This is a genomic window from Bradyrhizobium sp. 61 (assembly GCF_023073075.1).
Classification (GTDB): Bacteria; Pseudomonadota; Alphaproteobacteria; order Rhizobiales; family Xanthobacteraceae; genus Bradyrhizobium; species Bradyrhizobium barranii.
Window position 1 is genome coordinate 54,641 of record NZ_JADPIU010000047.1, and the last position, 24,407, is coordinate 79,047.

20 protein-coding genes are annotated in these 24,407 nt (G+C 64.1%); 10 read left to right on the forward strand and 10 right to left on the reverse strand.

Annotated elements, in window-relative coordinates; all coding sequences use genetic code 11:
• Nucleotides 1-56: 56 nt before the first annotated feature.
• Nucleotides 57-848: an IclR family transcriptional regulator gene (locus IVB46_RS13660; protein WP_346016128.1), complete on the reverse strand. Its 792-nt coding sequence runs from the start codon at nt 846-848 to the stop codon at nt 57-59.
• Nucleotides 849-955: 107 nt separating this feature from the next.
• Here IVB46_RS13660 and IVB46_RS13665 point away from each other — a divergent pair, with 107 nt between their 5' ends.
• Together IVB46_RS13665 and IVB46_RS13670 are read left to right on the forward strand one after the other, a co-directional pair.
• Nucleotides 956-2,287, forward strand: a complete 1,332-nt coding sequence (locus IVB46_RS13665; RefSeq protein ID WP_247311326.1) for an MFS transporter — start codon at nt 956-958, stop codon at nt 2,285-2,287.
• 197 nt (nt 2,288-2,484) lie between these two features.
• Entirely contained in the window at nt 2,485-3,867 is a 1,383-nt protein-coding gene (locus IVB46_RS13670; RefSeq protein ID WP_247311323.1) for an aspartate aminotransferase family protein, read from the forward strand.
• A gap of 255 nt (nt 3,868-4,122) precedes the next feature.
• Here IVB46_RS13670 and rnd read toward each other — a convergent pair whose 3' ends face one another.
• Both rnd and IVB46_RS13680 read right to left on the reverse strand, forming a co-directional pair.
• The gene (rnd, locus tag IVB46_RS13675) at nt 4,123-5,292 is read right to left on the reverse strand and encodes a ribonuclease D (protein ID WP_063983660.1); all 1,170 of its coding nucleotides are present in this window, start codon (nt 5,290-5,292) and stop codon (nt 4,123-4,125) included.
• Nucleotides 5,293-5,645: 353 nt separating this feature from the next.
• Nucleotides 5,646-6,545 carry a LysR family transcriptional regulator gene (locus IVB46_RS13680; RefSeq protein ID WP_247311319.1) on the reverse strand — a complete coding sequence of 300 codons (900 nt, stop codon included), beginning with the start codon at nt 6,543-6,545 and terminating at the stop codon, nt 5,646-5,648.
• A gap of 103 nt (nt 6,546-6,648) precedes the next feature.
• Here IVB46_RS13680 and IVB46_RS13685 point away from each other — a divergent pair, with 103 nt between their 5' ends.
• A complete protein-coding gene (locus IVB46_RS13685; protein ID WP_247311316.1) occupies nt 6,649-7,638 on the forward strand; it encodes a zinc-dependent alcohol dehydrogenase family protein in 990 nt (329 codons plus the stop codon).
• Between the two features lie 32 nt (nt 7,639-7,670).
• On the opposite strand, the gene IVB46_RS13690 is transcribed toward IVB46_RS13685, so the two are convergent.
• Nucleotides 7,671-8,348, reverse strand: a complete 678-nt coding sequence (locus IVB46_RS13690) for a FadR/GntR family transcriptional regulator (RefSeq protein ID WP_247311314.1) — start codon at nt 8,346-8,348, stop codon at nt 7,671-7,673.
• Nucleotides 8,349-8,598: 250 nt separating this feature from the next.
• Between IVB46_RS13690 and IVB46_RS13695 the strand changes: the two genes are divergently transcribed.
• The 4 genes from IVB46_RS13695 (at nt 8,599) to IVB46_RS13710 (ending at nt 12,597) form a co-directional block, all read left to right on the forward strand.
• Complete coding sequence (locus IVB46_RS13695) at nt 8,599-9,738, forward strand: extracellular solute-binding protein (RefSeq protein ID WP_247311311.1); 1,140 nt, start codon at nt 8,599-8,601, stop codon at nt 9,736-9,738.
• A 66-nt stretch (nt 9,739-9,804) separates the two neighbouring features.
• Nucleotides 9,805-10,869 carry an ABC transporter ATP-binding protein gene (locus tag IVB46_RS13700; protein ID WP_247311308.1) on the forward strand — a complete coding sequence of 355 codons (1,065 nt, stop codon included), beginning with the start codon at nt 9,805-9,807 and terminating at the stop codon, nt 10,867-10,869.
• A gap of 11 nt (nt 10,870-10,880) precedes the next feature.
• A complete protein-coding gene (locus IVB46_RS13705; RefSeq protein WP_247311305.1) occupies nt 10,881-11,765 on the forward strand; it encodes a sugar ABC transporter permease in 885 nt (294 codons plus the stop codon).
• A 10-nt stretch (nt 11,766-11,775) separates the two neighbouring features.
• Entirely contained in the window at nt 11,776-12,597 is an 822-nt protein-coding gene (locus tag IVB46_RS13710) for an ABC transporter permease subunit (protein WP_247311301.1), read from the forward strand.
• A 75-nt stretch (nt 12,598-12,672) separates the two neighbouring features.
• Here the strand turns inward: IVB46_RS13710 and IVB46_RS13715 are convergent, their stop codons facing one another.
• The 4 genes from IVB46_RS13715 to IVB46_RS13730 are packed head-to-tail and all read right to left on the reverse strand — an operon-like array spanning nt 12,673 to nt 16,685.
• Nucleotides 12,673-14,004 carry an ABC transporter substrate-binding protein gene (locus IVB46_RS13715; RefSeq protein ID WP_247311298.1) on the reverse strand — a complete coding sequence of 444 codons (1,332 nt, stop codon included), beginning with the start codon at nt 14,002-14,004 and terminating at the stop codon, nt 12,673-12,675.
• Nucleotides 14,005-14,015: 11 nt separating this feature from the next.
• The gene (locus IVB46_RS13720; protein WP_085402888.1) at nt 14,016-14,885 is read right to left on the reverse strand and encodes a carbohydrate ABC transporter permease; all 870 of its coding nucleotides are present in this window, start codon (nt 14,883-14,885) and stop codon (nt 14,016-14,018) included.
• Entirely contained in the window at nt 14,882-15,832 is a 951-nt protein-coding gene (locus IVB46_RS13725; protein WP_247311295.1) for a sugar ABC transporter permease, read from the reverse strand. Before IVB46_RS13725 ends, IVB46_RS13720 begins: the two co-directional genes overlap by 4 nt.
• A gap of 1 nt (nt 15,833) precedes the next feature.
• The gene (locus tag IVB46_RS13730) at nt 15,834-16,685 is read right to left on the reverse strand and encodes a phosphodiesterase (protein ID WP_247342964.1); all 852 of its coding nucleotides are present in this window, start codon (nt 16,683-16,685) and stop codon (nt 15,834-15,836) included.
• Nucleotides 16,686-16,945: 260 nt separating this feature from the next.
• Between IVB46_RS13730 and IVB46_RS13735 the strand changes: the two genes are divergently transcribed.
• On the forward strand, nt 16,946-17,956 hold the full coding sequence (locus IVB46_RS13735) for a M23 family metallopeptidase (protein ID WP_247342967.1): 1,011 nt from the start codon (nt 16,946-16,948) through the stop codon (nt 17,954-17,956).
• A gap of 77 nt (nt 17,957-18,033) precedes the next feature.
• A complete protein-coding gene (locus IVB46_RS13740) occupies nt 18,034-18,567 on the forward strand; it encodes a transposase (protein WP_247311286.1) in 534 nt (177 codons plus the stop codon).
• 113 nt (nt 18,568-18,680) lie between these two features.
• On the opposite strand, the gene IVB46_RS13745 is transcribed toward IVB46_RS13740, so the two are convergent.
• Nucleotides 18,681-20,159 carry a protein adenylyltransferase SelO gene (locus tag IVB46_RS13745; RefSeq protein WP_247342970.1) on the reverse strand — a complete coding sequence of 493 codons (1,479 nt, stop codon included), beginning with the start codon at nt 20,157-20,159 and terminating at the stop codon, nt 18,681-18,683.
• A gap of 198 nt (nt 20,160-20,357) precedes the next feature.
• Between IVB46_RS13745 and aspS the strand changes: the two genes are divergently transcribed.
• Nucleotides 20,358-22,130 carry an aspartate--tRNA ligase gene (gene aspS / locus IVB46_RS13750; protein WP_135215317.1) on the forward strand — a complete coding sequence of 591 codons (1,773 nt, stop codon included), beginning with the start codon at nt 20,358-20,360 and terminating at the stop codon, nt 22,128-22,130.
• Between the two features lie 171 nt (nt 22,131-22,301).
• Here aspS and IVB46_RS13755 read toward each other — a convergent pair whose 3' ends face one another.
• Nucleotides 22,302-24,272 carry a hypothetical protein gene (locus IVB46_RS13755; RefSeq protein WP_247311280.1) on the reverse strand — a complete coding sequence of 657 codons (1,971 nt, stop codon included), beginning with the start codon at nt 24,270-24,272 and terminating at the stop codon, nt 22,302-22,304.
• Nucleotides 24,273-24,407 lie beyond the last annotated feature (135 nt).

The window sequence follows — 24,407 nt, forward strand, 5'->3', positions numbered from 1 at the left end:
GTCCTCATGAGATGTCGCACGGATTTCGTCAAGTAAAATCTCAAATAGTGAGATTATCATGTCATTGCCTCGGAGATTTGCCGGGCCGCTTCGCTGACCTCCGCGCTGATGCGATCGATCAACTCGCCCTTGGCATGTGGTCCGGCGATCGTGATGCAGAGGCTTGCGATCGGGTAGCCCGCATCGAGGATCGGCGCGGCGATCCCGACCGCGCCCGGTGTCACTTCGCCAAAGGCAACGGCGACGCCGGCGCGCCGCACGCGTTTCAGCGCTGCCAGGATTTCGTCGGAAGTGTCGCCGACGCCGACGCTGCGCAGATCGGCGGCATAGCGCGTCACCAGCGGCATCACGCGTTGCTTGGGCAGAAAGGCCATGATCGAGCGCGCGATTGCGCCGCGTCCCATCGCCATCGGTCGGCCGCGCGGATAGCTGCTCACGGGATTCACGACGGAGGCGATTGAAGCCACGCACAGCATCTTTTCGCCATACCAGCGCACGACCAGGGCCGTACAGGGGTGCGCGGCCGACAGCCGCTCCAGATACGGGGTGGCTGCTGCGATCAGCGGATCGGAACGGCGGCTGAGATAGTCCATCTCCACCACGCGCGGGCCAAGCGCGAACCGGCCGCCGCGCGTCGGCATCACGAAGCCGCTGTCCTTCAAGCTCTTCAGATAGCGATACAGCGTCGGCCTCGTGTAGCCGAGCTCCTTCATGAGCTCTTCGGGCGACCATTGCGGCCGTGCCTCGGTGAAGAGATCGAGCACGGCAAGAACTCGATCCTGACTGTTTGCTTTGACCAAGTGAGATTCGATCCAGCTTCGCGTATCTGCCCTGTTACCCGCATTCACGCCGGCCGCAAAACGGCAAAATCCGAGTGGCTTGCCTTCGTTATAATCTCACTATAAGAGATTTTAGGAAGAATAATAGTGCATGAGCTGCCGGGGAGGGGTTGGGCATGGCCGTCACAGCTACGGATGAGATCGTGTCAGGCACGGTCGATGTTCCCGCCTATGTCGATCGTCAGCCGGTCGGCGCCTTCCAGATCCGGGTCCTGCTCGTCTGCGCCGCGGTGCTGTTCATCGACGGCTTCGACACCCAGGCCATCGGTTATGTCGCGCCTGCAGTCGCGCAGGAATGGAAGCTGGCACGCGGCAGCCTCGGTCCGGTGTTCAGCGCGGGGCTTCTGGGCCTCATGATCGGCGCCCTGATCTTCGGTCCGATGGCCGACAGGATCGGTCGCCGCCGCATCATCCTCGCAAGCACGCTGGTGTTCGGCATCGGGACGCTGCTCACCGTGTTCGCGGTGGATACGACCTGGCTGATCGCGTTGCGCGTTCTGACCGGTCTCGGTCTCGGCGGTGCAATGCCCAATGCGATTGCGCTGATCTCCGAGTTCAGCCCGCATCGCCGCCGCGCCACCATGGTCATGATCATGTTCGCAGGCTTTTCGATCGGTGCGGCCCTGGGCGGGCTGCTGGCGGCCGCCATGATCCCGGCTTTCGGCTGGCGCTCGGTGTTCCTCGTCGGCGGCCTCGTGCCGCTGCTGCTTCTGCCTTTCCTCTTCAAGGCGTTGCCGGAGTCGATCCGGTTCCTGGCGATGATGGGCGGCCGCGACCGCGAGGTGGCGAACCTCCTGCAAAAGATAGCCCCGGGGGTATCCTTCGCCGGCAATGCCAAATTCGTGGTCCAGGAGCCCAAATTGTCGGGATTGCGCGTCGCGCATTTGTTTGCAGAGGGCCGCGCATCGGTGACGGTTCTGCTCTGGGTCGTGTTCTTCATGAGCCTGCTCGACCTGTATTTGCTGTCGAACTGGCTGCCCACCGTGCTGAACGATCTCGGCGTGTCGGTTTCGGGGGCGGCCGCGATTGGTGCGATGCTCCAGGTCGGCGGTGTGGTCGGCACCTTCACGCTCGGCCAGTTCATCGACCGCTTCTCGTTTCGCGCGTTGTCGCTGACCTATCTCGCGGCGGCGGTCGCGGTGGCCGCCGTTGGCATGGCCAGCCATTCGATCGTCCTGGTCACGATCGCGATCTTCGCGTCGGGATTTTGCATCGTCGGGGGACAGATCGCCTCGAACGCGCTGACGGCGACCTTCTATCCGACGGCGATCAGATCGACCGGCGTGGGCTGGGCGCTGGGCATCGGCCGCATCGGCTCGATCGTGGGGCCTCTGATCGGCGGCGTCATGCTGGCCCGCGACATGGGACCGCAGCCGCTGTTTGGCGCTGCGGCCGTCCCGGCATTGATCGCCGCGGGGGCGGCCTTCGTGCTGGCACGGCGAGGCTAGCCGAGGCGATATCTCTTGTGCCGAAGTGCCAGCGCTGCTTTCCTGCAACGCTCGTGTGCGCTTGTTGCCAACGAAATGACGTTGCAAGTTGCGGCCTGCCGCAATAGCCAAGATGTCGACGTTTTCTTTGGACAAGCTCGTCGTTTGGACAGGTCTGCGTCATGACCTCCAATGACGCACCGTTGAGGAATCCCGCAATGTCCATGCTGCCCAATTCGCAAGAGGCCCGGGATGTGGCCTACCAGCTCCATTCCTATACCAATGCGCGCGCGCATCAGCAGGCCGGTCCGCTGGTGATCGAGCGCGGCGAGGGCCCTTACGTGTTCGACGCGTCGGGCAAGCGCTATTTCGAGGCCATGGCCGGCCTGTGGAGCGTCGGGCTCGGCTTCAACGAGAAGCGGCTGGTCGAGGCGGCGCACAAGCAAATGCTGGCGCTGCCGTTCTACCATACGTTCTCCGCCAAATCGCACGGGCCCTCGATCGACCTCGCGGAGAAGCTGGTAGCGCTCGCGCCGGTGCCGATGAGCAAGGTGTTCTTCACCAATTCCGGCTCGGAGGCGAACGACACCGTCCTCAAGCTGATCGCTTATCGCTCCAATTCGCTTGGCCAGCCGCAGCGCAAGAAGATCATCAGCCGGATGCGCGCCTATCACGGCGTCACCATTGCCTCGGCAAGCCTCACCGGCCTGCCGAACAACCACCGCTCGTTCGACCTGCCGCTGCCCAACATCCTGCACACGGGCTCGCCGCATTTCTACAAGGACGGCGCGCCCGGTGAGAGCGAGGAGGCGTTCGCGACGCGCCGGGCCGAGGAGCTCGACGCGCTGATCCAGAAGGAGGGCCCGGATACGATCGCGGCCTTCTTCGGCGAGCCGGTGATGGGCGCGGGCGGCGTCGTCGTGCCGCCGGCGACCTATTGGGAGAAGATCCAGGCAGTCCTGAAGAAATACGACATCCTGCTGGTCGCAGATGAGGTCATCTGCGGCTTCGGCCGCACCGGCAAGATGTTCGGCTGCGAGACCTACGGCATCAAGCCGGACGTGATGGTGGTCTCCAAGCAGATCACCTCGAGCTATTTCCCGCTGTCGGCGATCATCCTGAACGACCGCATGTTCGAGCCGATCGCGGACGAGAGCAACAAGATCGGCGTGCTCGGCCACGGTTTCACTGCGGGCGGCCATCCCGTCGGCTCGGCCATTGCGCTGGAGAATCTCAAGATCATCGAGGAGCGCGGCCTGGTCGCGCACTCCGCCGAGCTCGGCGGCTACATGCAGGGCAAGCTGCGCGAGCTCACCAGCGATCCGCTGGTCGGCGAGGTCCGCGGCGTCGGCATGATCGCGGCGATCGAGCTCGTGCTCGACAAGGGACGCAAGACCGCCGCCAGCACGCCCGGCGCCGTCGGCGGCATCGCCAGCCGCATGCTCCAGGAGCGCGGCGTGATCTCGCGCAACATGCTGGATGCCATCGCCATCTGCCCGCCGCTGATCGTCACCAAGGCCCAGATCGACGAGCTGGTCGCGGCGATCACGGGCGTGCTGAACGACATGAAGCCGGAAGTGGCGAAGCTGACGCCGGCGTAGGCTCTCTCCTCGTCATTGCGAGGAGCCCGCAACAAAATTGCGAAGCAATTTTGCGCTGGCGACGAAGCAATCCAGACCGTCTCCGCGGAAAGATTCTGGATTGCTTCGCTTCGCTCGCAATGACGGCGTTGATGCAGTGAGCCTCGATTTATCACCGTCACCCTGAGGTGCTCGCCTCTTCGGCGAGCCTCGAAGGGCGACGGCCGACTGGCCGCAGCGGGGGCCGCTCATCCTTCGAGGCTCACGCCTCGCGCCTCAGGATGACGGTTTAACCGGCTCCACCCGTTGGACCCCGATCACGCGGCCTTTCTCGATCGCGAGCGCCAGCTCGCCGCGCTTGAGCTTCAAGGCGGCGTCGCCGAACAGCTCGCGGCGCCAGCCGCGCAGGGCGGGGACGTCGGCCTCGTCGTCGGCTGCGATCTCTTCGAGATCGTCGACGGTGGCGATCACCTTGCTGGCGACCGCGTGGCGCTCCGCGGTCATGCGCAGCAGGACCTTCAACAGCTCGACGATGGCGGCGCCATTGTTGTTGTTGCGCGGCTTCTCCAGCTTCGGCAGCGTCGCAAAATCCCGCGCCAGCCCGCGCTCGACCGCGGCGACGATGTCCGCGCCCCATTTGGATTTCTCGAACCCCTTCGGCACCGAGCGCAGATGGGCGAGCTTCTCCAGCGTGTTCGGCGCGTGGGTCGCGATGTCGCTGATGGCTTCATCGCGCAGCACGCGGCCGCGCGGCACGTCGCGGCTCTGCGCTTCCTGCTCGCGCCAGGCCGCGACCTCCATCAGGACCGCGAGGTCCTTGGGCTTGCGGACCCGCGTCTTCAGCCGTTCCCAGGCGCGCTCGGGGTGGAAGTCGTAAGTGCGGGGCGAGGTCAAAACCTCCATCTCGATGGAGACCCACTCGCTGCGGCGCCGCTTCTTGAGGTCGGCATCGAGCGCGGCGAACACGTCGCGCAGGTGCGTGACGTCGGACACCGCGTAGTGCATCTGCTCTTTCGTCAGCGGCCGGCGCGACCAGTCGGTGAAGCGGTGGGTCTTGTCCGGGCGGTGGCCCGTGACCTTCTCGACCAGCGCGTCATAGGCGATGCTGTCGCCGTAGCCGAGCACCATGGCCGCGACCTGGGTGTCGAACACCGGGTGCGGGATGATGTTGGCTTGGTGCCAGATGATCTCGATGTCCTGGCGGGCGGCATGGAATACCTTCAGCACGCCCTCGTTGCCCATCAGGTCGAAGAACGGCTTGAGGTCGATGCCCTCGGCCAGGGTGTCGATGACGATCGCTTCCTCGGGGCTGGCCATCTGCACCACGCACAGCAGCGGGTAGTAGGTGGTTTCGCGCAGGAACTCGGTATCGACTGTAATAACGGGGTGCTTGGCCAGCCGGCTGCATGCAGCCGCGAGGTCAGCGGTGGTGGTAATCAAATCCATGAACGGCCCATGACACTTGGTATCAGCCGTTCTGCCGAAAGCGCTGTGATGTCAAGGGGCTCTAAGCGAATTCGAGCCTTGCATCGGGCCGGAATCGTCTCTTTCCGACGAAATTCCTATTCGTAACGGATCCGGTGCGAGGATTTGCGCGCGCAGGGCAGCGCCACCACGACCACGCACATGGCGACCAGCGCCAGCCCCAGGAACTCGAAAACCAACAGATCCACGGCGAAATCTCCAGAAACATTGATAGATTTGTCGGGGGTATGTTGAGGGTCTGTTAATGCTCGTGGTTACCGGCCGCCCGGCAAGCCGGATGGTGGACGGGGGGTTAACGGGGGCGGGCTCGACCATCACCCCATGAGCTTCGGCAAGGCGGCGGCGAGCGCGTCCACGGCGGCACGGACTTTGGGCGGAATCCGGGGCGAACGGGGCCACAGCGCGTGGCAGTCGTAGAGGAATTCGGGCTGGCCTTCGAGGAGGCCGACCAGCGCGCCGCTGTTGAGACGCTCGCGGACCAGCCAATAAGGCAGCCAGGCGAGACCCATGCCTTGCGAGGCGGCGTCCGCGATCGCCTCCATATCGTCGAGCCTCAGCCGGCCTGAAGGCATGATCTCGCGTGCCGGCTGGTCGGTCTGCGGAAACAGCCACGGCCGGACACGCCCAGAGCGGCGATAGATGATCGCCTGATGCAGGGCGAGATCGTCGAGCGATTTCGGTTTGCCGTTGGCGCGCAAATAGGACCGCGCGCCGCACACCACCATGCGCTGGCTTGCGATGCGCCGCGTGATCAGACCGGACTGGTCGTCGAGATCGCCGGTCCGGATCGCAAGATCGTAGCCGGCCTCGATGATGTCAGCGATCGGATCGCCAAAGGAGAGGTCGAGCTCGAGATGCGGATACTTTCGCGCGAGCTTCATCAACAGAGGGGCGATGCAGTGCCGTCCGAGCAGGGCAGGCATGGTCACGCGCAGCCTGCCGCGCGGCGCGGAGAGTTCATCGGCCACGACCGCGTCGGCGGCTTCGGCCTCGCTGAGTACCGCGCGGCAGCGCTCGTAATAGGCCTGGCCAGCCTCGGTCAGGCTCTGGCGCCGCGTGGTGCGGTTGAGGAGGCGGACGCCGAGACGTTCTTCGAGGAAGCGCACATGCTTGCCGACCATCGGCCCTGACATCTCGAGGGCGTCGGCCGCAGCCGCGAACGAGCCAAGATCGACGGCCCGGACGAACACGGCCATGCTGGTCAGGCGGTCCATGATTGAAAACTCCTGGTTTCGACTGTTCGCGTATTCGGGCCATTTATCCACTTCGGTGGGATCGGCATAGCTCCATTCAGTTCAATTGTTTTGGAGTGTATCCATGACCCGCGTCGTTCGCTTTCACCGGCATGGCGGTCCGGAAGTGCTGTGCATCGAGACCATTGACGTCCCACCGCCGGCGAAGGGCGAGGTGCAGATCCGGGTCAGGGCGCTCGGTCTCAACCGTGCGGAGGCCCTGTTGCGGACGGGCAGCTATATCGAGACCGCGACATTTCCGTCCGGCCTTGGCCTGGAGGCGGCGGGCATCATCGAGGCCGTCGGCGCAGGCGTGGCCGGCTTTGCACCGGGCGATGCGGTCAGCATCGTGCCGCCGCTGTCGATGGTGCGATGGCCGGCCTATGCCGAACTCGCGACGTTTCCAGCCGAGCTCGTCGTGAAGCATCCGCCCGAGCTTGGCTTCGAGGCGGCGGCTGCGGTGTGGATGCAGTATCTGACGGCCTACGGCGCGTTGGTCGACATCGCCGGACCTGGTCGAGGGGATGTCGTCGCCATCACGGCGGCGTCGAGCAGCGTCGGGCTTGCGGCCATCCAGATCGCGAACCGGATCGGCGCTGTCCCGGTCGCCCTGACGCGGACCTCGGCCAAGCGGCGCGCCTTGCGCGAGGCCGGGGCCGCCCACGTGATCGCCTCGGACGAGGAGGACATCGGGGCGCGGCTCGCGGAGATCGCCGGTGCAAACGGCGTCCGCGTGGTGTTTGACGCCGTCGGAGGTCCGGCATTCGAGCCGCTGACCGCGGCGATGTCACCGGGCGGTATCCTGATCGAGTATGGCGGGCTGAGCCCCGCGCCGACGCCGTTCCCGCTCTTCAACGTGTTGACCAAGAGCCTGGTCCTGCGCGGCTACCTCGTGCACGAGATCATCCGCGATCCCGTGCGCCTTGCGAAAGCAAAGGCGTTCATCCTCGACGGGTTGTCAGACGGCAGCTTGAAGCCGGTGATCGCCAGAACGTTCCCGTTCGAGGAGATCGTCGAGGCGCATCGCTTCCTGGAGTCGAACAATCAGTTCGGCAAGATCGTTGTGACGATCTAACCGCGCGCGGCGGGTGGGTCACGTCGCGGCGATCAGCCTCCCTCGAATATTCTCTTGCGGGCATTTTCGACGTGCGTGCGCATGGCGCGGCGGGCGCCGTCCTCGTCTTGTGCCTCGATGGCCTCGAACACGCGGCGATGCTCCTGCTGTCCCCTCAGAATGCGACCGCGCGGCTGAATGAGCGATAGGTTGCGGTTGAGATTGACGCCAATGGCGATCTGTTCCCTCAACGAGGTCAGCGTCTCGACAAAGAAGCGGTTGCCGCTCGCCTCCGCAATCGTGCGGTGGAAGAGGAGATCTTCCTCGACACCAAGGCCGCCCTCGCGCCCTTGGGCGACCATCGTATCCAGCCTGGTCAGCACCTGCTGAATGCGGCGCAGGCTTTGCCTGTCCCGATTACGGGCGGCGAGGGCCGCGGCATCGCCCTCGACGGCCATCCGGAACACGAAGCAGCGCTGGATGTCGGGGATGCTGCTGACAGGCGCGAAGTCGAAGGCATTGGCGGCCGGGCGCCGGGTCACGAACCAGCCCGCGCCCTGGCGTGATGCAATCAGCCCGTCGTCGCGCAATCGCGTCAGCGCCTCGCGAACGACGGGCCGCGACACGCCGAGGAGTTCGGCAAGGCCATGCTCGGGCGGTAGCCGGCAGTTCACGGGAAGGATGCCGATCGCGATCTGACCCAGCACGTGGTCGTAGATCCGGTCGCTCAATCGTCCAGTCGAGGACGACAGCGGCAACTCCACGGATTTCATCGCAGGCTTCTTCAAGTCCGGCTCCGCCCGGTTTTGCGTTCGGCTTCCAAACAAGTTTTTGACATTTCAGTCCGTGCACAAGGCGCTCGGCCGCCAGTTCAAAACAGCTACAGAACAGACCGCTTGACAACCAGCGAAGATTTCGTCGATGCTTGCCTTACAAATAAATAACAAGTTGCGCAAAAAATAAAGCGCGTGGGAGGCGAGAATGAAACCGAGGTCAGCAACCCCAATGGTCGCCGCCCTGTTGGGGGCGTGTCTTTGCAGCGGAGCCCTGGCCGCTCCGATCAGTCTTTCGATCATCGATACCGGCGGTGACCTGGCCTCGGTGCAGACCATCATCGAGAACTACAAGAAGGCGAATCCGGACAAGGTCAGCGAGATCAGAATCCAGCGCGCGCCCGCGCCGGAGCTTCCGGCCAAGATCAAGGCGCAGCAGGACGCCGGACGCCTCGATATCAATCTGGTGCTGACCGGGCAGGATGGCGGCGCGCTGCTGGCCCAGAACGGCCAGCTCATCGCCATCCCCGATTATCAGAAGAACTTTCCGCGCGACGGCCTCACCGATGCGGGCAAGGCGCTTTACGACGAGGGCAAGGGCGTCCTCATTCCGTCAGTCGGCAATGCCGGTGGACCGGTGCTGATCTACAATCCGGCGAAGGTGCCGAGCCCGCCGAAGACCGCGCAGGAATTGCTGACTTGGGTGAAGGCGAACCCGGGCAAATTCATGTATGCGCGTCCGGCGAACAGCGGGCCGGGCCGCGCGATCCTCCAGGGCTTTGCCTTCATTCTTGGGGACTCCAAGCCGCTCGACCCCGAAAAGGGCTGGGACAAGAGCTGGGATTTCCTGAAAGAGCTCGGCAAGTCCGTTGAATATTATCCGACCGGTACCGCGATCACGTTGAAGGAGTTCGCGCAGGGGCAGCGCTGGATGATCGCCGGGATCATGGAATGGGACATGAAGCCGCGCGCGCAGAGCGTGATCCCGCCGGACTCGAAGATCGCGATCTTGGAGAACACCACGTTCGTGGTGGACGGTCACTATTGGTGCATCCCGAAGGGCGTGCCGCAGGAACAGGTCGATGTCATCGTCGACCTCATGAAGTTCATGTGGAAGCCGGAGCAGCAGGCGCTCACCTGGAAGGCCTTCATCGGTCCAGTCGTGAAGGCCGCAGCCCTCGCATCGGCGCCCAAGGAAATTCAGGACGAGGTCAAGGAGCTCTGGCGTCCTGAATACGATCAGATCGGGACCAAATGGAAGGTATCGCCTCCACTGGGCGTGACCGAACTGAGCTACGCGATGGAACGGTGGGACCGTGAGGTCGGTGCCGATCAGGTCAAGAAATAACAATAACCGGGACCAAGACGCGAGGGCGCGCAGGCGCGGCCCTCGCGCGCGTATGCGGGGCGGGGAATGGCCGACTCTATCGATAAGCTGCAGATGTCGATCACCAAGCGTTATGGCGGCAAGGTGGTGCTCGACCACTTTCCGCTGGAGGTCGGCGGCCGCGAGTTCGTCACCTTCCTGGGGCCGAGCGGCTGCGGAAAGTCTACGGCGCTCGGCATCATCGCGGGCCTCGTGCCGCCGAGCGACGGCGAGATCCATCTCAACGGACGACGGATTGACGATGTCTCGCCCGAAAAGCGCGGGTTCGGCATGGTGTTCCAGAACTACGCGCTGTTTCCGCATCTGACTGTGTTCGGCAACGTCGCCTTCGGCCTCTCTCTCCAGAAGCGGCCGTCTGCGGAAATCGAGCAGCGCGTGCGGGACATGCTCGGTTTGGTGCGTCTTGCCGGTTATGAAGAACGCTACCCCGGTCAGCTCTCGGGCGGACAGCAGCAGCGTGTCGCCATCGCGCGCGCTCTTGTGCTGCACCCTCGGTTGATGCTGTTCGACGAGCCGTTGTCCAACCTCGATGCAAAGCTCCGCGTCGAGATGCGCGCCGAGATCAAGCAGCTGCACGCACAGCTCGGCCTGACCTCCATCTACGTCACCCACGACCAGGCCGAAGCTCTCTCGCTCTCCGACCGTATTGTGGTGCTGCGTGAAGGCGTGCTCATGCAGGTCGGTACGCCGCAGGAAATCCACGACCGTCCCAAGAACGTCTTCGTGGCGGATTTCATGGGCTTTCGAAATTTCCTCGATGTGACACTCGGCAAGGAAGCGGGCGGTATGATCGAAGCCGGTTTCAAGGGGCAAATCCTGCAGGCCAGGGCCAGGGATAGCTTCCGCCCGGGCGAGCACGCCGTTCTGGCTATCCGGCCGGAAGATGTGCGTCTCGGCAAGTCTGGTGATGGCGTCAACGTGCTGCGCGGCAAGGTCGAGCTGGTCGAATATCTCGGACGCGAGCAGGAGGCCGAGATCGCGCTCGATGGCGGCGCACGGCTCTGGGTCCGTTCGCACGAGAAGCTCGTTTTGAGCGAGATGCTGGATCTGACCTTGCCGGCGGACAAGTTCGTCCTGCTGCGTCGCGAGTGAGGGGACAGATCGTGGGCCGCATCCGCTCTGATTCTCGCAGCGAACTGGACCTCGTCGCGATCCTCTGCCTTGCGCCGTCGCTGCTCTACGTGCTCGCGATGTTCGTCTACCCGTTCCTCTACGGGATCTACATCAGCTTGCAGCCGAAGAAGCGCGACGCCGGGATATTCTCGAACTATGTCGCGTTCTTCAACGACGCCTACCAGTACAATACGATCAAGACGACCTTCATGTTGGCGTTGCCGACGACGGTCGCGGTCGTGTCGGTTGCGCTGTTCCTCGCATACGGCATGCGGCGTGGCATCTGGTTCGAGCGCACCATCACGACCATTCTCGTGCTTCCGATCTCGCTCGGTGTCGTCTTCCTGTCGGAAGGGATCCTCGGCTTCTACGGCCACAATGGCTGGCTCAACCAGTTGCTGCTTGCGGTCGGATTGATCCAGAACCCGCTCGAGCTGACGCATAATTCTATCGGCGTCACCTTCTCGCTGTTCATGCAGAACTTTCCGTTCTGCTTCCTGATGTTGCTCGGGTACATCTCCGGCATCGACCCGAGCCTGGAAAGCTCCGCACGCATGCTGGGCGCCGGGCCCTGGACCATCTTCCGGCGTGTCATGTTCCCGTTGATCGCACCGGGCCTGATCATTGCGTTTGCCCTCGTCTTCGTGATGAGCTTTGCCGTGTTTCCATCCGCGGTGATGGTTGGCCAGCCGGCCGGTTCGACGCGGACGATCTCGATCGCGGCCTACCAGCAGGCCTTCGAGCAATACGACATGTCCTACGCATCCGCGATCGCGGTCATCATGGGGCTCTGCCAGCTCGCGGCGCTGGTGGTCATCGTGCTGGTGCGCCGCCGCATGACGATTGCAACAACCATGGGCGTCGGCAAACGCTGAGGGGGCGCCAATGCGCGGGCGGATGTGGAAATTGGCGATCTACCTGTTCCTACTGGGGTTCATCCTGAACCTGCTCGGAATCGTGACGCATGTCGTGGTCAGCTCGTTCGCCAAACGCTGGTTCGGCAAGCCGTTGCCGCCGGCGTTCACGACGGATTGGTTTACCTACGCCTGGCGGGAGTTCGAGCTCTCCCACGTTCTCTTCATCACGCTGTTCATCGCGCTGGCCGTGGTCTTCATCGCGCTCGTGATCGGATTTCCGGCGGCCTACGTGCTGGCGCGGCGGAATTTCAACGCCAAGCCGGTCCTGCTGCTGCTCTACTTTTTGCCGCTGCTGATCCCGCAGATGACCTACGGCATTCCGCTTGCCACGACGCTTTATGGGTTTGGTGTCGGCGGGACGGTCATTGGCGTCATTCTCGCCGTGCTCGTCCCCATGGTTCCTCTTGCCGTCTTCATTCTGTTGCCGTTCTTCGAGCAGATCAGCTTGAACCTTGAATGGTCGGCGCAGATGCTCGGCGCGAGCCGGCTGCAGATATTCCGCCGCATCCTGTTGCCGCTGATGCTGCCCGGCATTTTGACGGCGGGCCTGCTGGTTCTCGTGAATACGATCTCGAACTTCGAGCTGGCGTTTCTGCTTGCGGGCGGGGGATCGCAGACCCTGGTCGTGGCGCTGTATTACAACGTCTTCGCTGGCGGTGTGCGGCCGGTCTATTCGATCGATGCGATGGCTGTCATCTACATGTGCACCGTCATGGCCGTGCTGCTGGTTGCATTGCGGTTCGTGCGTCCGACGCAGATGGTGTTCAGGCTCGACGGCCGACGCAACTGACGCAATCACGGCCCCTGAAATGATTTCGGCGCCCCACACCGTGGAGCGCCGAGCTTGTTTGGCTGATCGCCTTCCTTACGGCAGCTTCAGCGAGGTCTCTGCGTTGTACGGCTTCAGCGTCTCGTCGGCGGCCTTCTGGGCGGCGACGAGGGCCTCCTTCGGCTGCTTCTTGCCGTTGAGGACCAGCATGACCTCGTCCTCCAGCGTCTTGCGGACCGGCACGGTCTTGTAGGTCGCGAACCAGGGTTTTGCGACGTCGAGCTGCTCGACGGCGCTCTTGGCGTCCGGGTTCTTGTTGAGGAAGTCGACCATGTCAGGCGTCTTGTAGGCGGCCATGTTGGGCGCGAAGTAGCCGGTGGCGCGGCTCCACCAGGCGCTCTTCTCGGGCGAGGTCATCCACTTGATGAGGGTCCAAGCGGCCTTCTGCTTGTCGGCTTCGAGGCCGGCCGGAACGATCAGCGAGGCGCCGCCGATCGGCACAGCGTTGCGGACGTTGCGCGGGATGAACGCGACCTTGTAGTTGAACTTCGCGTTGTCGCGCACATAGGTCAGCGAGCCCGTGGACAGCATCATCATCGCGGCATTGCCGGAGATGAAGGAGGTGCTGACGGCAGGTCCGGGCGTGGCGCCGGGGGCGTGGACCTTGTGCTTGTAGACGAGGTCGTTCCACCAGGTCAGTGCGCCGAGCATCGAGGGCGTGTCGTAATAGACCTCGCCGCCGAACTCCTCGTTGTAGTAGCGCCCGCCATTGGTCATGGTGAGCGTTTCCATCATCCAGCCGCAATAGTCATAGGCGCAGGGGATCGCTATGCCCCATTGGGTCACCTTGTCGCCCTCGCGCTTGGTGAGCTTCTTGGCCCAGTCGGTGAGCTCGGCCCAGGTCTGCGGCGGCTTGCTCGGATCGAGGCCGGCTTCCTTGGCCTTGTCGGCGTTGATGTAGAGCAGCGGCGTCGAATTGTGGAAGGGCACGCCGTAGACCGAGCGGTTGATCACCGCGTTGCCTTGCAGCGCGGGGAAGAACTGGCCGAGGAACTGGTCCTTGGTGGTGCCGTCGGCGGCGATCAGGCTGTCGAGATTGGTGAGCTCGTTCTCGATCTGCATGTCGAGCAGGAAGTTCGCGGACATGATCACGGCTGACGGCGGCTTGCCTGCCTTGATGGCGGCGCGCGTCTTGATCAGCGTGTCGTCATAGGAGCCGGTGTAGACGGCGGTCGCCTTGATCGCCGGATGGGTCTCGTTGAACTCCTTGATCAAGGTGCCCATGTCGCGGGCGAGCTTGCCGTCGACGGGAACGGGGAAGAACAGGTCGATCTCGGTCGGACCTTCGGCCATTGCCGGGACGGCGAGGGCGCCTGCCATAGTGCCAGCCATGGCAAGGCCAAGCATGAGCCTGCGGGTAAACAGCATCGAAAAATCTCCTATTTGATGCCTGAGGTGACGAAAGAGCTGATGAAGCGTTTCTGGAAGATCAGGAAGGTGATGAGCAGCGGCGCGATCACCATCAGCGTGCCGGCGGCAATCGTGCCCCAGGCCTGCGTGCCTTCGGCGGTCGCGGTGAAGACGGACAGACCGACCGTGAGCGGCCGCTTGTCCGGCGAATTGATCACCATCAGCGGCCACAGGAAGTCGTTCCAGTGGCTGGTGACGGAGATGATGGCGAAGGCCGAGAAGCTCGGCATCGACAGCGGCACGTAGATGTGGCGGATGCGCTGGAGAAGGCTGGCGCCGTCGATCAGGGCGGCGTCTTCCAGCTCGGTCGGAATCGCTTCAAAAGCCTGCCGCATGAGGAAGGTGCCGAAGGCCGAGGCGAAGAACGGCATCATCACGCCGGCGAGCGTGTCGTAGAGCCCGAGCTGCGCCACCAGGCTCAAATTCGGCACGATCAGCAGCACCGGCACCAGCATCAGCTGCATCAGGAACAAGTAGAAGATCAGCGTCTTGCCGGCGAATTCGAGCCGCGCAAAGGCAAAGCCGGCCAGCGTGATCGTGACGAACTGCACCAGCAGGATGCCGGTGCAGATGATCGTGGTGTTGAGGGTGTAGCGCGGGAAATCGCCGATCTCCCAGGCATCCCTGACATTGTCGAGCGTGGGCTTGAGGCTCGGGATCAGCTCGGCCATCACGTTGATGCCGTCCGACGCCGGGCGCAGCGTCGCCACGCCCATCCACAGGAACGGGATCAGCCAAACGATCGCGAGCAGCACGGTCAGCAGAAAGCCGAGCTTTGGCGTGATCTCGCGGCGCGTGGCGAGCGGGGCGTCCCTAAGCAGCCAGTCGATCAGCGTCATGCTCCGCCCTCACGATTGGCCATCGTCCGGAAGGAGAGCGCGGTGAGGCCCATCAGCGCCGCAAGCGTCAGCAGCGTTGCCGCCGAGGCCTTGCCGATGTCGTAATGCTCGACCGCCTGCTGGTAGATGTAGAACAACACGAGATTGGTCGAGTTCGACGGTCCGCCCTTGGTCATGACGAAGACGTGGTCGACCTGCGTGACCGCGTTGAGCGTGGCGATGACGATGACGAACAGGAAGGTGGGCTTGAGCTCGGGGAGGATGATGTAGCGCAGCCGCATGAACGGGCCGGCGCCATCGAGATGCGCGGCTTCCATGACATCCTCGGGCACGGCCTGGAGGCCGGCGAGGAAGAACAGCATGTAGTAGCCGGCGTTCTTCCAGATGGTGATCACCATGATCGCATAGAGCGCGATGTCGGGGTCTCCCAGCCAGTTCGGCACCACCGGAAGCAGGCTGCCGATGTAATAGTCGAGCAGGCCGACATTGGGCAGGAAGATGAACAGGAACAGCGCGGAGGCCGCGACCATTGGGATCAGCACCGGAAGGAACAGCGCGGCGCGCAGCGCGCTGCTCACCGCATTGGTGCGCGACAGCGCTAGCGCGAACAGCAGTGCAAGTCCGATGCTCGGGATCGCTGTGCCGATGGCGTAGACGAGATTGTTGACGACCGCACCGGTGAAGGCGGGGTCGGCTAGCACCGCACTGACATTGTCGAGGCCGACGAAGCGGACCGGCGCCTTCGGCGTGGCGCGCTGGTAGAGCGCGTCGATGAGCACGCGCCCCATCGCGCCGTAGGTGAACAGCGCGAGGAAGACCAGCGATGGCAGAAGCAAAAGGTAGGCGGGCAGCGAGGCTTTGAATCGGCCAAGAAACCGCTTCAGGACGTGCAGACGCGGTGCCGCCGAAGTCGCGACCGGGAGAGCCGCGGGTTCAGCGAGGCTCATCTCATCGCGCCGGGAAATTGAGCGCATAGTCGCGGTCGTTCATTCCCGTCGGTGCGGCGAATGGAAAGCGCAGACTGGTGTCGAGGAAGTCGTGGCTGTGCACGACCAGGTTCTCGCCGTCGATCAGCACCACGCCATAGGCCGGCGGCTCATGGCTGGCGAGATGGTCGGTCGCGGCAGCGTCAAGCTCGAACCAGACCTGGTGGTTGGTGCCGCGGAGCGTCGAGAACGGGATCTTGCCGTAGCTGCCGAAGATCGGCCGGTGCACGTGGCCGAAGAAGAGATGGCGGATGCGTGCGCGATAGGGCGCGATCACCTCGGCGAATTCGGCGCTCTGCGCCAGTGCGATCTCGTCCATCGCGTGGACGCCGACCTGGAAGGGCGGATGATGCATGAAGACGACGAACGGCATGTCGGCGGGCGCGGCCGCCAGCGTGCTCGCGAGCCAGCCGAGGCGCTTGGCGCACATCTCGCCGGCGTGGCTGGTTTCGTCCAGCGTGTCGAGGAACACGAACAGGCCGTGCTCGGTGGTGCGGGTGCCCTGGACGAAGCCGTTCGGGTCGCGCGGCGCGGCCTTCAGGCCGTCGAGGCAGGCCACGCGCTTGTCGTGATTGCCGACCATGGCGACATAAGGGATTTTCAGCGCGGCCATCGCTTCGGCGAAATTGGCGTAGGATTCAGGCTCGCCCCAATGGGTGAGATCGCCGGTCACGACCGCGAAGGCGGCATCGGACTGGTGCTTGTTGATGTCGGCAACCGCCGCATCCAGCCGGGCGCGCGGATCGAGGCCATAGAGCTTCAGTCCGGGGTTCGCGAGATGCGTGTCGGTGATGTGGATGAATTTGAAGGGCATGGCGCGTCAGGACTGTTGGAGGATGGGCGCCTCCGGCAGGACGTCCCTGACAGGCCGTTAGAGCGCCAGTGTTTCAGTTTGATGACAGCGGTTCCTACGGCGCGTGGAAGGTGTGGACATACTTGGGACGACCGGGCGAGCGTACTCTGGGGCCGAATGACCTCTCACGATTGAGGCGCAAGATGCGGTCTACCTTGCCGCGAAGATGCGGTCGTGGTTTGCTCATACTGCTCACCGAATTTGCATCACGAGACCTCCGAATGTTGCCGCCGCGTGGCCTCCCCAAGCTGGGTTTGCTTGCCGTCTCCCTGCTGCTTGTCGTCCTCTCCGCCGTCCCCGATGCGGCGCGCGCCGAATTCAATTTCGCCCGTTACAAGGAGACCGATCTCGACGAGTTCCTGGCACGGCGGCGACCGGCCACCGGCCTCGACGTCTACCCGATGTCGCCGCTGAAGCTCGACGTCACGCTGGCCTCCAACGGCGAGCCGTGCGCAAGCGGCGCGCTCAAGCGATCGCTGATCATGAGCGGCATGCCCAAGACCGACGCCGACGCCTTGCAGGCGACCAACTGCATCGCGGTCCGCTCCGCCAAGGGGCGCGAGCTGAAGGTCTTCATCCAGGATGTGGTTTACGGCTTTCTCCCGAACGAGGTGCCGGTCGGGGACAAGCTGTCGATCTATGCGATCCATGCCTTCACGTCCCCCGAAGGGCCAGGACTGCTCGTCAATGAATTCCTGACCCCGCGCAGCTTTCCGCGCGCCGACAAGCCGGCAGACAAGACGATGACCTCCTGTGGATGCTGGACCCAGGACGAGCATCCCGGCGTCGATTTCACCTCCGACAAGGCAGGCGGCGCGGTGGCGGCGATGGCGGACGGCGTCGTCGTCAAGATCGAGACCAGCGAGCAGGCGCCGGCCGACCTGCCCGTGATCGGCGGTTGCGGCCGCTATGTCGTGCTCAAGCACACCTATCCCAATGGCGGCGTCGTCTACACGCGCTACGTCCAGCTCGGCCGCATTGTCGGGCCGAAGGGAGAGGCGCTTGCGGTGGGCGCGAGCGTCAAGGCAAAGGACACGATCGGCGAGATCGGCCCGAACAAAGTTCTGCATTTCGAGATCCGCCCCGTTGCGCCCGGCACGACGACGACGAACAAGGCCTGGGCCGAGCGGTACGCCAACGTGCCCGACATGGAGTGGTCCCGCTACGATCCCGTCGATCCGCAGAAGTTCGACGCGGCGTCGTTCGGTGGGGTCAGGAAGGCGACGAAGTAGGAAGGTGCGTAGGGTGGATTAGCCGAAGGCGTAATCCGCCACTGTGAACCAACTCCAGGTTGTGTTATCGATGGTCCATGTCCGACTACCGCCGCGCATTCATCCCCGGAGGGTGCTGGTTCTTCACCGTGAACCTGCTCGATCGGCGGAAAGCTCTTTTGACCCACCACATCGAAATCTTACGGGACGCGGTCGCCGCAACGCGACAGAGCCATCCTTTCGAGATCGACGCTTTCGTAGTTCTACCGGATCATCTCCACGCAATCTGGAAGCTGCCGCCGGACGATGCCAACTTTTCGGTCCGCTGGAGGCTGATCAAGACGCGATTTGCCAAAGCACTCCCAGCGAACGAGCGGCTGAGCGTTGTCCGTGCGGCGCGGAACGAACGCGGCATCTGGCAACGCCGGTTCTGGGAGCATCTGATCCGCGACGAGGCCGACTACGCCCGCCACGTCGAATATTGCTATTACAATCCCGTCAAGCACGGTCATGTCTCGAAGGTTTGCGATTGGCGGTACTCGTCATTTCACCGCGACGTGCGGACTGGCTTATTTCCCGAGGATTGGGGTGGTGACGCCAAGATCGCAGGCGAATTCGGTGAGCGGGCGTGACGATCGCGTTAGCTCGTAGGGTGGATTAGCGAAGCGTAATCCACCTCTGTACTCTCGTCTGGTTGAGAGAAGCGGTGGATTACGCCTTCGGCTAATCCACCCTACGCACCGAGCTACGTCCCGCAGAACGTCTGCAGCACTCGCTGGTCCGGCAGCGGCGGATCGGCGTAGGCGGCATCGTCCGGCTGCTCCTCGAACGGCTTGGCCAGCACCTTCACCAGCTCTTCGAACGGCGCGTAGTCGTCGTTGTTCACCGCGGCCTGGATCACGGCCTCGACGCGGTGGTTGCGCGGGATGAAGATCGGGTTGACGGCGTGCATGGCGGCCTGCCGCTCGGCTGCGGCCTGCGGCTCCAGCGCGGTGCGCTCGCGCCAGCGTCTGGCCCAGTCGTCGAGGGCTGAGGGGTCCATGAACTGCGCGCGGACGTCGGCAGCGGCGGCCTCGTCGACTGCGGCGTCACCGAGCTTGCGGAAGGTGAGGGTGAAGTCGGCCTGGTTCTTGGCCATGGCATCCAGCAGGTCCTGGATCAGCGCCTCGTCGCCGTCGCGTTCCGTGAACAGGCCGACCTTCTTGCGCAGGCCTGCTTGATAGGCGTTGCTGAAGGTCTCGGCGAAGGCGCCAAGAATGTCCTGGGCTTCGGCGACTGCCTTTTCCTGGTCGTCGGAGAACAGCGGCAGCAGGCATTCGGCGAGCCGGGTCAGATTCCACAGCGCGATGCGTGGCTGGTTGGCATAGGCGTAGCGGCCCATCTCGTCGATCGACGAAAACACCTGCGCGGGGTTGTAGGCGTCCATGAAGGCGCAGGGGCCGTAATCGATGGTCTCGCCGGAGATGGAGCTGTTGTCGGTGTTCATCACGCCGTGGATGAAGCCGACCAGCAGCCAGCGCGCGATGAGATCGGCCTGACGCGCGACGACGCCGGCGAGCAGGGCGTGATAGGGGCGCTCTGCCTGGAGCAGATCCGGATAGTGACGAGCGATGACGTGGTCGGCGAGCCGGCGGATCGCGCCGGTGTCGCGGCGGACGGCAAAGAACTGGAAGGTGCCGACACGGATGTGGCTCGCGGCGACGCGCGTCAGCACGGCGCCGGGCAGCGCGGTCTCGCGGATGACGTGCTCGCCGGTGACGACCGCGGCGAGCGAGCGCGTGGTCGGGATGCCGAGCGCAAACATGGCTTCGCTGACGATGTATTCACGCAGCACCGGACCCAACGCAGCACGGCCGTCGCCGCGGCGGGAGAACGGGGTGGGGCCCGAGCCCTTGAGCTGGATGTCGCGGCGGACGCCGTCTTGGTCGATGACCTCGCCGAGCAGGATCGCCCGGCCGTCGCCGAGCTGGGGCACGAATTGCCCGAACTGGTGGCCGGCATAGGCCATGGCGATTGGATCGGCGCCAGCGGGAACCGTTTTCCCGGCCAGGATTTCGGCACCCTCAGGGGTCTCCAGCAGATCCGGGTCGAGCCCGAGCTGGACCGCCAGCGGGCGGTTCAGCTTGATCAGCCGGGGGGCGGCCACAGGGGTCGGCGCGACCCGGGCAAAGAAGCTGTCCGGCAGTGCCGAATACGAGTTCTGGAAGGGGAAATGGACGGTCATGGATGTAAAGATAGGCGGGGAACGCCTGATGGCAAAGGCTTGAGGCCCAATCGGCCAAAAATGGGCGCTTCTGGCCCCAAAACAGCCCGTTCCCTTAGTTGCCGCCTCCGGCCTCGTCGGGTAAACCCTGCCGCAACTTCGGACCGGTCGTTTCAGGCCGTCCGATTCGACCCCTCCGACATTAATTTTGGGACGACCATGCATCGCTACCGGTCACATACATGCGGCGCGCTCCGCGAGAGCAACATCGGCGAAACAGTTCGCCTCTCGGGCTGGGTCCATCGCGTTCGCGACCATGGCGGCGTGCTGTTCATCGACCTGCGCGACCATTACGGCCTGACCCAGTGCGTGGTCGATCCGGACTCGCCGGCGTTCGCGCTGGCCGAAAAGCTCCGCTCGGAATTCGTGGTCAAGATGGACGGCAAGGTCCGCCGCCGCCCCGAGGGGACCGACAATGACGATCTGCCGACCGGCAAGATCGAGATCTATGTCAGCGAGATCGAGGTGCTCGGTCCGGCCGGCGACCTGCCGCTGCCGGTGTTCGGCGATCAGGAATATCCCGAAGACATCCGCCTGAAGTATCGCTTCCTCGATTTGCGCCGCGAGAAGCTGCACCAGAACATCATGACGCGCGTCGAAATTATCAAGTCGATGCGTCGGCGCATGGAGGGGCAGGGGTTCTTCGAGTTCAACACCCCGATCCTGACTGCGTCCTCGCCGGAAGGCGCGCGCGACTTCCTGGTGCCGTCGCGCATCCATCCCGGCAAGTTCTATGCGCTGCCGCAAGCGCCGCAGCAGTACAAGCAGCTGCTGATGATGTCGGGCTTCGACCGCTACTTCCAGATCGCGCCCTGCTTCCGCGACGAGGATCCGCGCGCCGACCGTCTGCCGGGTGAGTTCTACCAGCTCGACGTCGAGATGAGCTTTGTCACGCAGGAAGACGTCTTCGCGGCGATGGAGCCCGTGATCACCGGCGTGTTCGAGGAGTTCGCCAAGGGCAAGCCGGTGAGCAAGAACTGGCGCCGTATCCCGTTCGCCGAAGCGCTACGCAAATACGGCAGCGACAAGCCGGACCTGCGCAACCCGATCGAGATGCAGGACGTCTCCGAGCATTTCCGCGGCTCCGGCTTCAAGGTCTTTGCGCGCATGCTCGAAGACCCCAAGAACCAGGTCTGGGCGATCCCGGCGCCGGGCGGTGGCAGCCGCGCGTTCTGCGACCGCATGAACTCGTGGGCGCAGGGTGAAGGCCAACCCGGTCTCGGCTACATCATGTGGCGCGAGGGCGGCGAGGGCGCGGGTCCGCTCGCGAACAACATTGGGCCAGAGCGTACGGCTGCGATCCGCGCGCAGATCGGCGTCAAGGAAGGCGATGCCGCCTTCTTCGTCGCCGGCGACCCCGACAAGTTCTGGAAATTCTCAGGTCTTGCCCGCAACAAGGTCGGCGAGGAATTGAACCTCACCGACAAGGAGCGGTTCGAGCTCGCCTGGATCGTCGACTTCCCGATGTACGAGTACAACGAGGACGACAAGAAAGTCGACTTCTCGCACAACCCGTTCTCGATGCCGCAGGGCGGTCTCGACGCGTTGAAGGGCCAGGACCCGCTGACCATCAAGGCGTTCCAGTACGACATCACCTGCAACGGCTACGAGATCGCCTCGGGCGGCATCCGCAACCACGTGCCGGAAGCGATGGTGAAGGCGTTCGAGATCGCGGGTTACGGCGAGCAGGAAGTGGTCGACCGCTTCGGCGGCATGTACCGCGCCTTCCAATACGGCGCGCCGCCGCATGGCGGCATGGCCGCGGGCGTCGACCGCATCGTGATGCTTCTGTGCGGCACCAATAATCTGCGCGAGATCTCGCTTTTCCCGATGAACCAGCAGGCCATGGATCTGCTGATGGGCGCGCCGTCGGAGCCCAGCACCAAGCAGCTCCGCGAGCTGCATGTGCGGGTGAATCTGCCGCAGAAGTGATCTGAGCCGGTTTTCGGTCCCGTACCCCGGACGCAGCGCAGCGCGACTTCGGCGGTGCGCTGCGGAGCCGGGGCCCACGTCTCGGCGAGCAGCGGCGCTTCTGGGTCCCGGCTCTGCGCAGCAGCGTAAGAACGCTGCAGCGCGTCCGGAACACAAGACCACCGCCGTCGCCTACAGCCCCGTCGACGCCTCGATCCTGAACTGCGCCAGCGCGACGATCGGCTCGCTGTTCAGTGCGTCCATGAGCTGAAGCACCGGCACCTTGCCGAGCGGGGTCAGCTTGATCGTCAGCGTCTGACCTGAGGTCTCGACGAAGCCGGCGAGTGCATCGACCGCCGCTTTGGCATCGAGATTGGCGGCCGTGACCTTCTCGCCCTGCGCGCGGATCATCTCGGCGATGGTACTGCGGGCGGCGTCGCGGCTGACATTCTGCATGCGCGAGAACTGCGCCACGACGAGATCGACGACGCCGCTGTCGCGCAAGGAGAGCTCGATCGTACCGGTCTCGACCTGCGCCGCCTGGCCCATGGCCTGCGCCGGGTCGGTCGTGAACAGACCGCGCGGCACGTTGGTGAGCGCGAAGCGGGCCTGCGCCTTGGCGAGGTTGCCGAGATCAATGGTGGCGGGCGCAAGCGCAAACGCGCCCGAGGACTCCGTCCAGGCGGCGCCGAGATCGAGGTCGATCGCCAGCTTGTCCACGCCCGCCATGATCAGCGGCCGCTGCGCCGGATTGGAGGGATCAGTCGGCGTGACCATCTTCACGACCAGATTGGCCTTGCTCGGGATCGATCCGACCAGCTGGCCCCAGTTGAGGCTGATCGTGTCGATGGTGACGAGCTGCCGCGTGTTCTTGTAGGGCGAGACCACGCCCTTGATCTCGGCACCTTCGAGCACCCGGAACAGGCCCAGCATCTGGTCGGGCGAGGGCGCCTGCCCGGGATTGCTAAGGCCAGCGGCCCAGCGCATCAGGTTCGTAATGCTGAACGATTTGAGCGCGAAGCGCTCCATCTTGAACTGCCCTTGCGGCGACGGCGTATCGACGCCCTCGACGGCGAACTCGCCCTCGCGGTACCTGACCGCATTGATCTTGGCTGTTCCCTGCGGCGTCCCGATCGACGTCTTGCCCATCTCGGCCTTGCCGATGCGAACACCCTCGTAGACCCCGGCGAGTTTCTCCAAAAGGTCGCGCGCCTGCGCTGGCGTCTGGGGCGCCGATTGATCCTGCGGCAGCGCGGCGAGCACGTCGGCCAGCCGGAATTTCGACGGCTGCACGGCGATGTCCTCGATGGCGAAGCCGTCGATATCGACGCGCATCGCCTGTGCCGATTTGAGCGTGTACGGGCCTGCCGAGACTTGCCGGTAGACCCGGCGATAGTTGTCGTCGCCGCTCGTCTGCGGATCGAGCGCCGCGAGGATCGCGGTGGCATCGAAATCGTTGACGATGATGTTCGACAGCTCGCCTGTCAGCTTGTCCGGCTTGCCAGGCTGCTTCACCTCGACCGAGATGACGGCGCGGTCGGCCTTCATCGCATCGATCTTGCCGTGCTTGAGGTTCTGGATCGCCAGCCCGGTATAGGTGAACTCGCCGCTGCCGGCGGCAGCGTTGCTGGAATCGAAGCTCATCGTCAGTGTCGGGGCCGTAAGCGACGAGGCCGTGACGCCCGTGTACTGGCTGAGCGCATAGCGGTACATCTCGATCAGGGAGTTGTCCGCTGGCGCAGCCGCGGCGCGAACGGGACCGGCGTAGTCGCGCATCGTCAATTGCGGGATCTTGTAGGAGACTTTCAGTTTTGCCGGGGGAGCCTGGTCCAGTGCGACCTCAACACCGGTGATGTCGATGCTGTCGGCCGAAAACCTGATATCGTCGATCAGGCAAACGCCCGTCCCTTTGATGCCGGCGATCTTGATCTGCGTCTGCGGCAGGTTGCCGGGAGTGACCGCGATATCCTCGATCGTCAGCGTCCGGGTCGCGAGTTCGAACGTGATCTTGCCGTGGCTCGCCTTGCCGCCACTGGCGCGGATCTGCTCGAACGCCGCCTCGACCTCGGCGGTGGCCCGATGCTGGGCGTAGAGATTGAAGCCGAACCATCCGCCCGCGGCAAGCACGGCTGCCACGATCAGGCCGATCAGGATCCGCTTCATTCCCAGCTCCAGTTGCCCGTTTTGCACTGCGCAACCTGCCATATTCGGGAAATGCCGCGCGGTCTAGGGAAAGCTAGCGCTATCAGGTATTTGACCATGCGCCCTGTTGATGGGGCCGTAATCGGATGTTGCCAC

What these genes read in the sequence shown, in the direction of transcription:
- IVB46_RS13695 (WP_247311311.1), top strand. Translation starts at nt 8,599, where the DNA reads ATGAAACCGAGGTCAGCAACCCCAATGGTCGCCGCCCTGTTGGGGGCG.
- IVB46_RS13685 (WP_247311316.1), top strand. Translation starts at nt 6,649, where the DNA reads ATGACCCGCGTCGTTCGCTTTCACCGGCATGGCGGTCCGGAAGTGCTG.
- IVB46_RS13725 (WP_247311295.1), bottom strand. Translation starts at nt 15,832, where the DNA reads ATGAGCCTCGCTGAACCCGCGGCTCTCCCGGTCGCGACTTCGGCGGCA.
- IVB46_RS13735 (WP_247342967.1), top strand. Translation starts at nt 16,946, where the DNA reads ATGTTGCCGCCGCGTGGCCTCCCCAAGCTGGGTTTGCTTGCCGTCTCC.
- IVB46_RS13680 (WP_247311319.1), bottom strand. Translation starts at nt 6,545, where the DNA reads ATGGACCGCCTGACCAGCATGGCCGTGTTCGTCCGGGCCGTCGATCTT.
- IVB46_RS13740 (WP_247311286.1), top strand. Translation starts at nt 18,034, where the DNA reads ATGTCCGACTACCGCCGCGCATTCATCCCCGGAGGGTGCTGGTTCTTC.
- IVB46_RS13755 (WP_247311280.1), bottom strand. Translation starts at nt 24,272, where the DNA reads ATGAAGCGGATCCTGATCGGCCTGATCGTGGCAGCCGTGCTTGCCGCG.
- IVB46_RS13715 (WP_247311298.1), bottom strand. Translation starts at nt 14,004, where the DNA reads ATGCTGTTTACCCGCAGGCTCATGCTTGGCCTTGCCATGGCTGGCACT.
- aspS (WP_135215317.1), top strand. Translation starts at nt 20,358, where the DNA reads ATGCATCGCTACCGGTCACATACATGCGGCGCGCTCCGCGAGAGCAAC.
- IVB46_RS13665 (WP_247311326.1), top strand. Translation starts at nt 956, where the DNA reads ATGGCCGTCACAGCTACGGATGAGATCGTGTCAGGCACGGTCGATGTT.
- IVB46_RS13730 (WP_247342964.1), bottom strand. Translation starts at nt 16,685, where the DNA reads ATGCCCTTCAAATTCATCCACATCACCGACACGCATCTCGCGAACCCC.
- IVB46_RS13720 (WP_085402888.1), bottom strand. Translation starts at nt 14,885, where the DNA reads ATGACGCTGATCGACTGGCTGCTTAGGGACGCCCCGCTCGCCACGCGC.
- rnd (WP_063983660.1), bottom strand. Translation starts at nt 5,292, where the DNA reads ATGGATTTGATTACCACCACCGCTGACCTCGCGGCTGCATGCAGCCGG.
- IVB46_RS13745 (WP_247342970.1), bottom strand. Translation starts at nt 20,159, where the DNA reads ATGACCGTCCATTTCCCCTTCCAGAACTCGTATTCGGCACTGCCGGAC.
- IVB46_RS13700 (WP_247311308.1), top strand. Translation starts at nt 9,805, where the DNA reads ATGGCCGACTCTATCGATAAGCTGCAGATGTCGATCACCAAGCGTTAT.
- IVB46_RS13710 (WP_247311301.1), top strand. Translation starts at nt 11,776, where the DNA reads ATGCGCGGGCGGATGTGGAAATTGGCGATCTACCTGTTCCTACTGGGG.
- IVB46_RS13670 (WP_247311323.1), top strand. Translation starts at nt 2,485, where the DNA reads ATGTCCATGCTGCCCAATTCGCAAGAGGCCCGGGATGTGGCCTACCAG.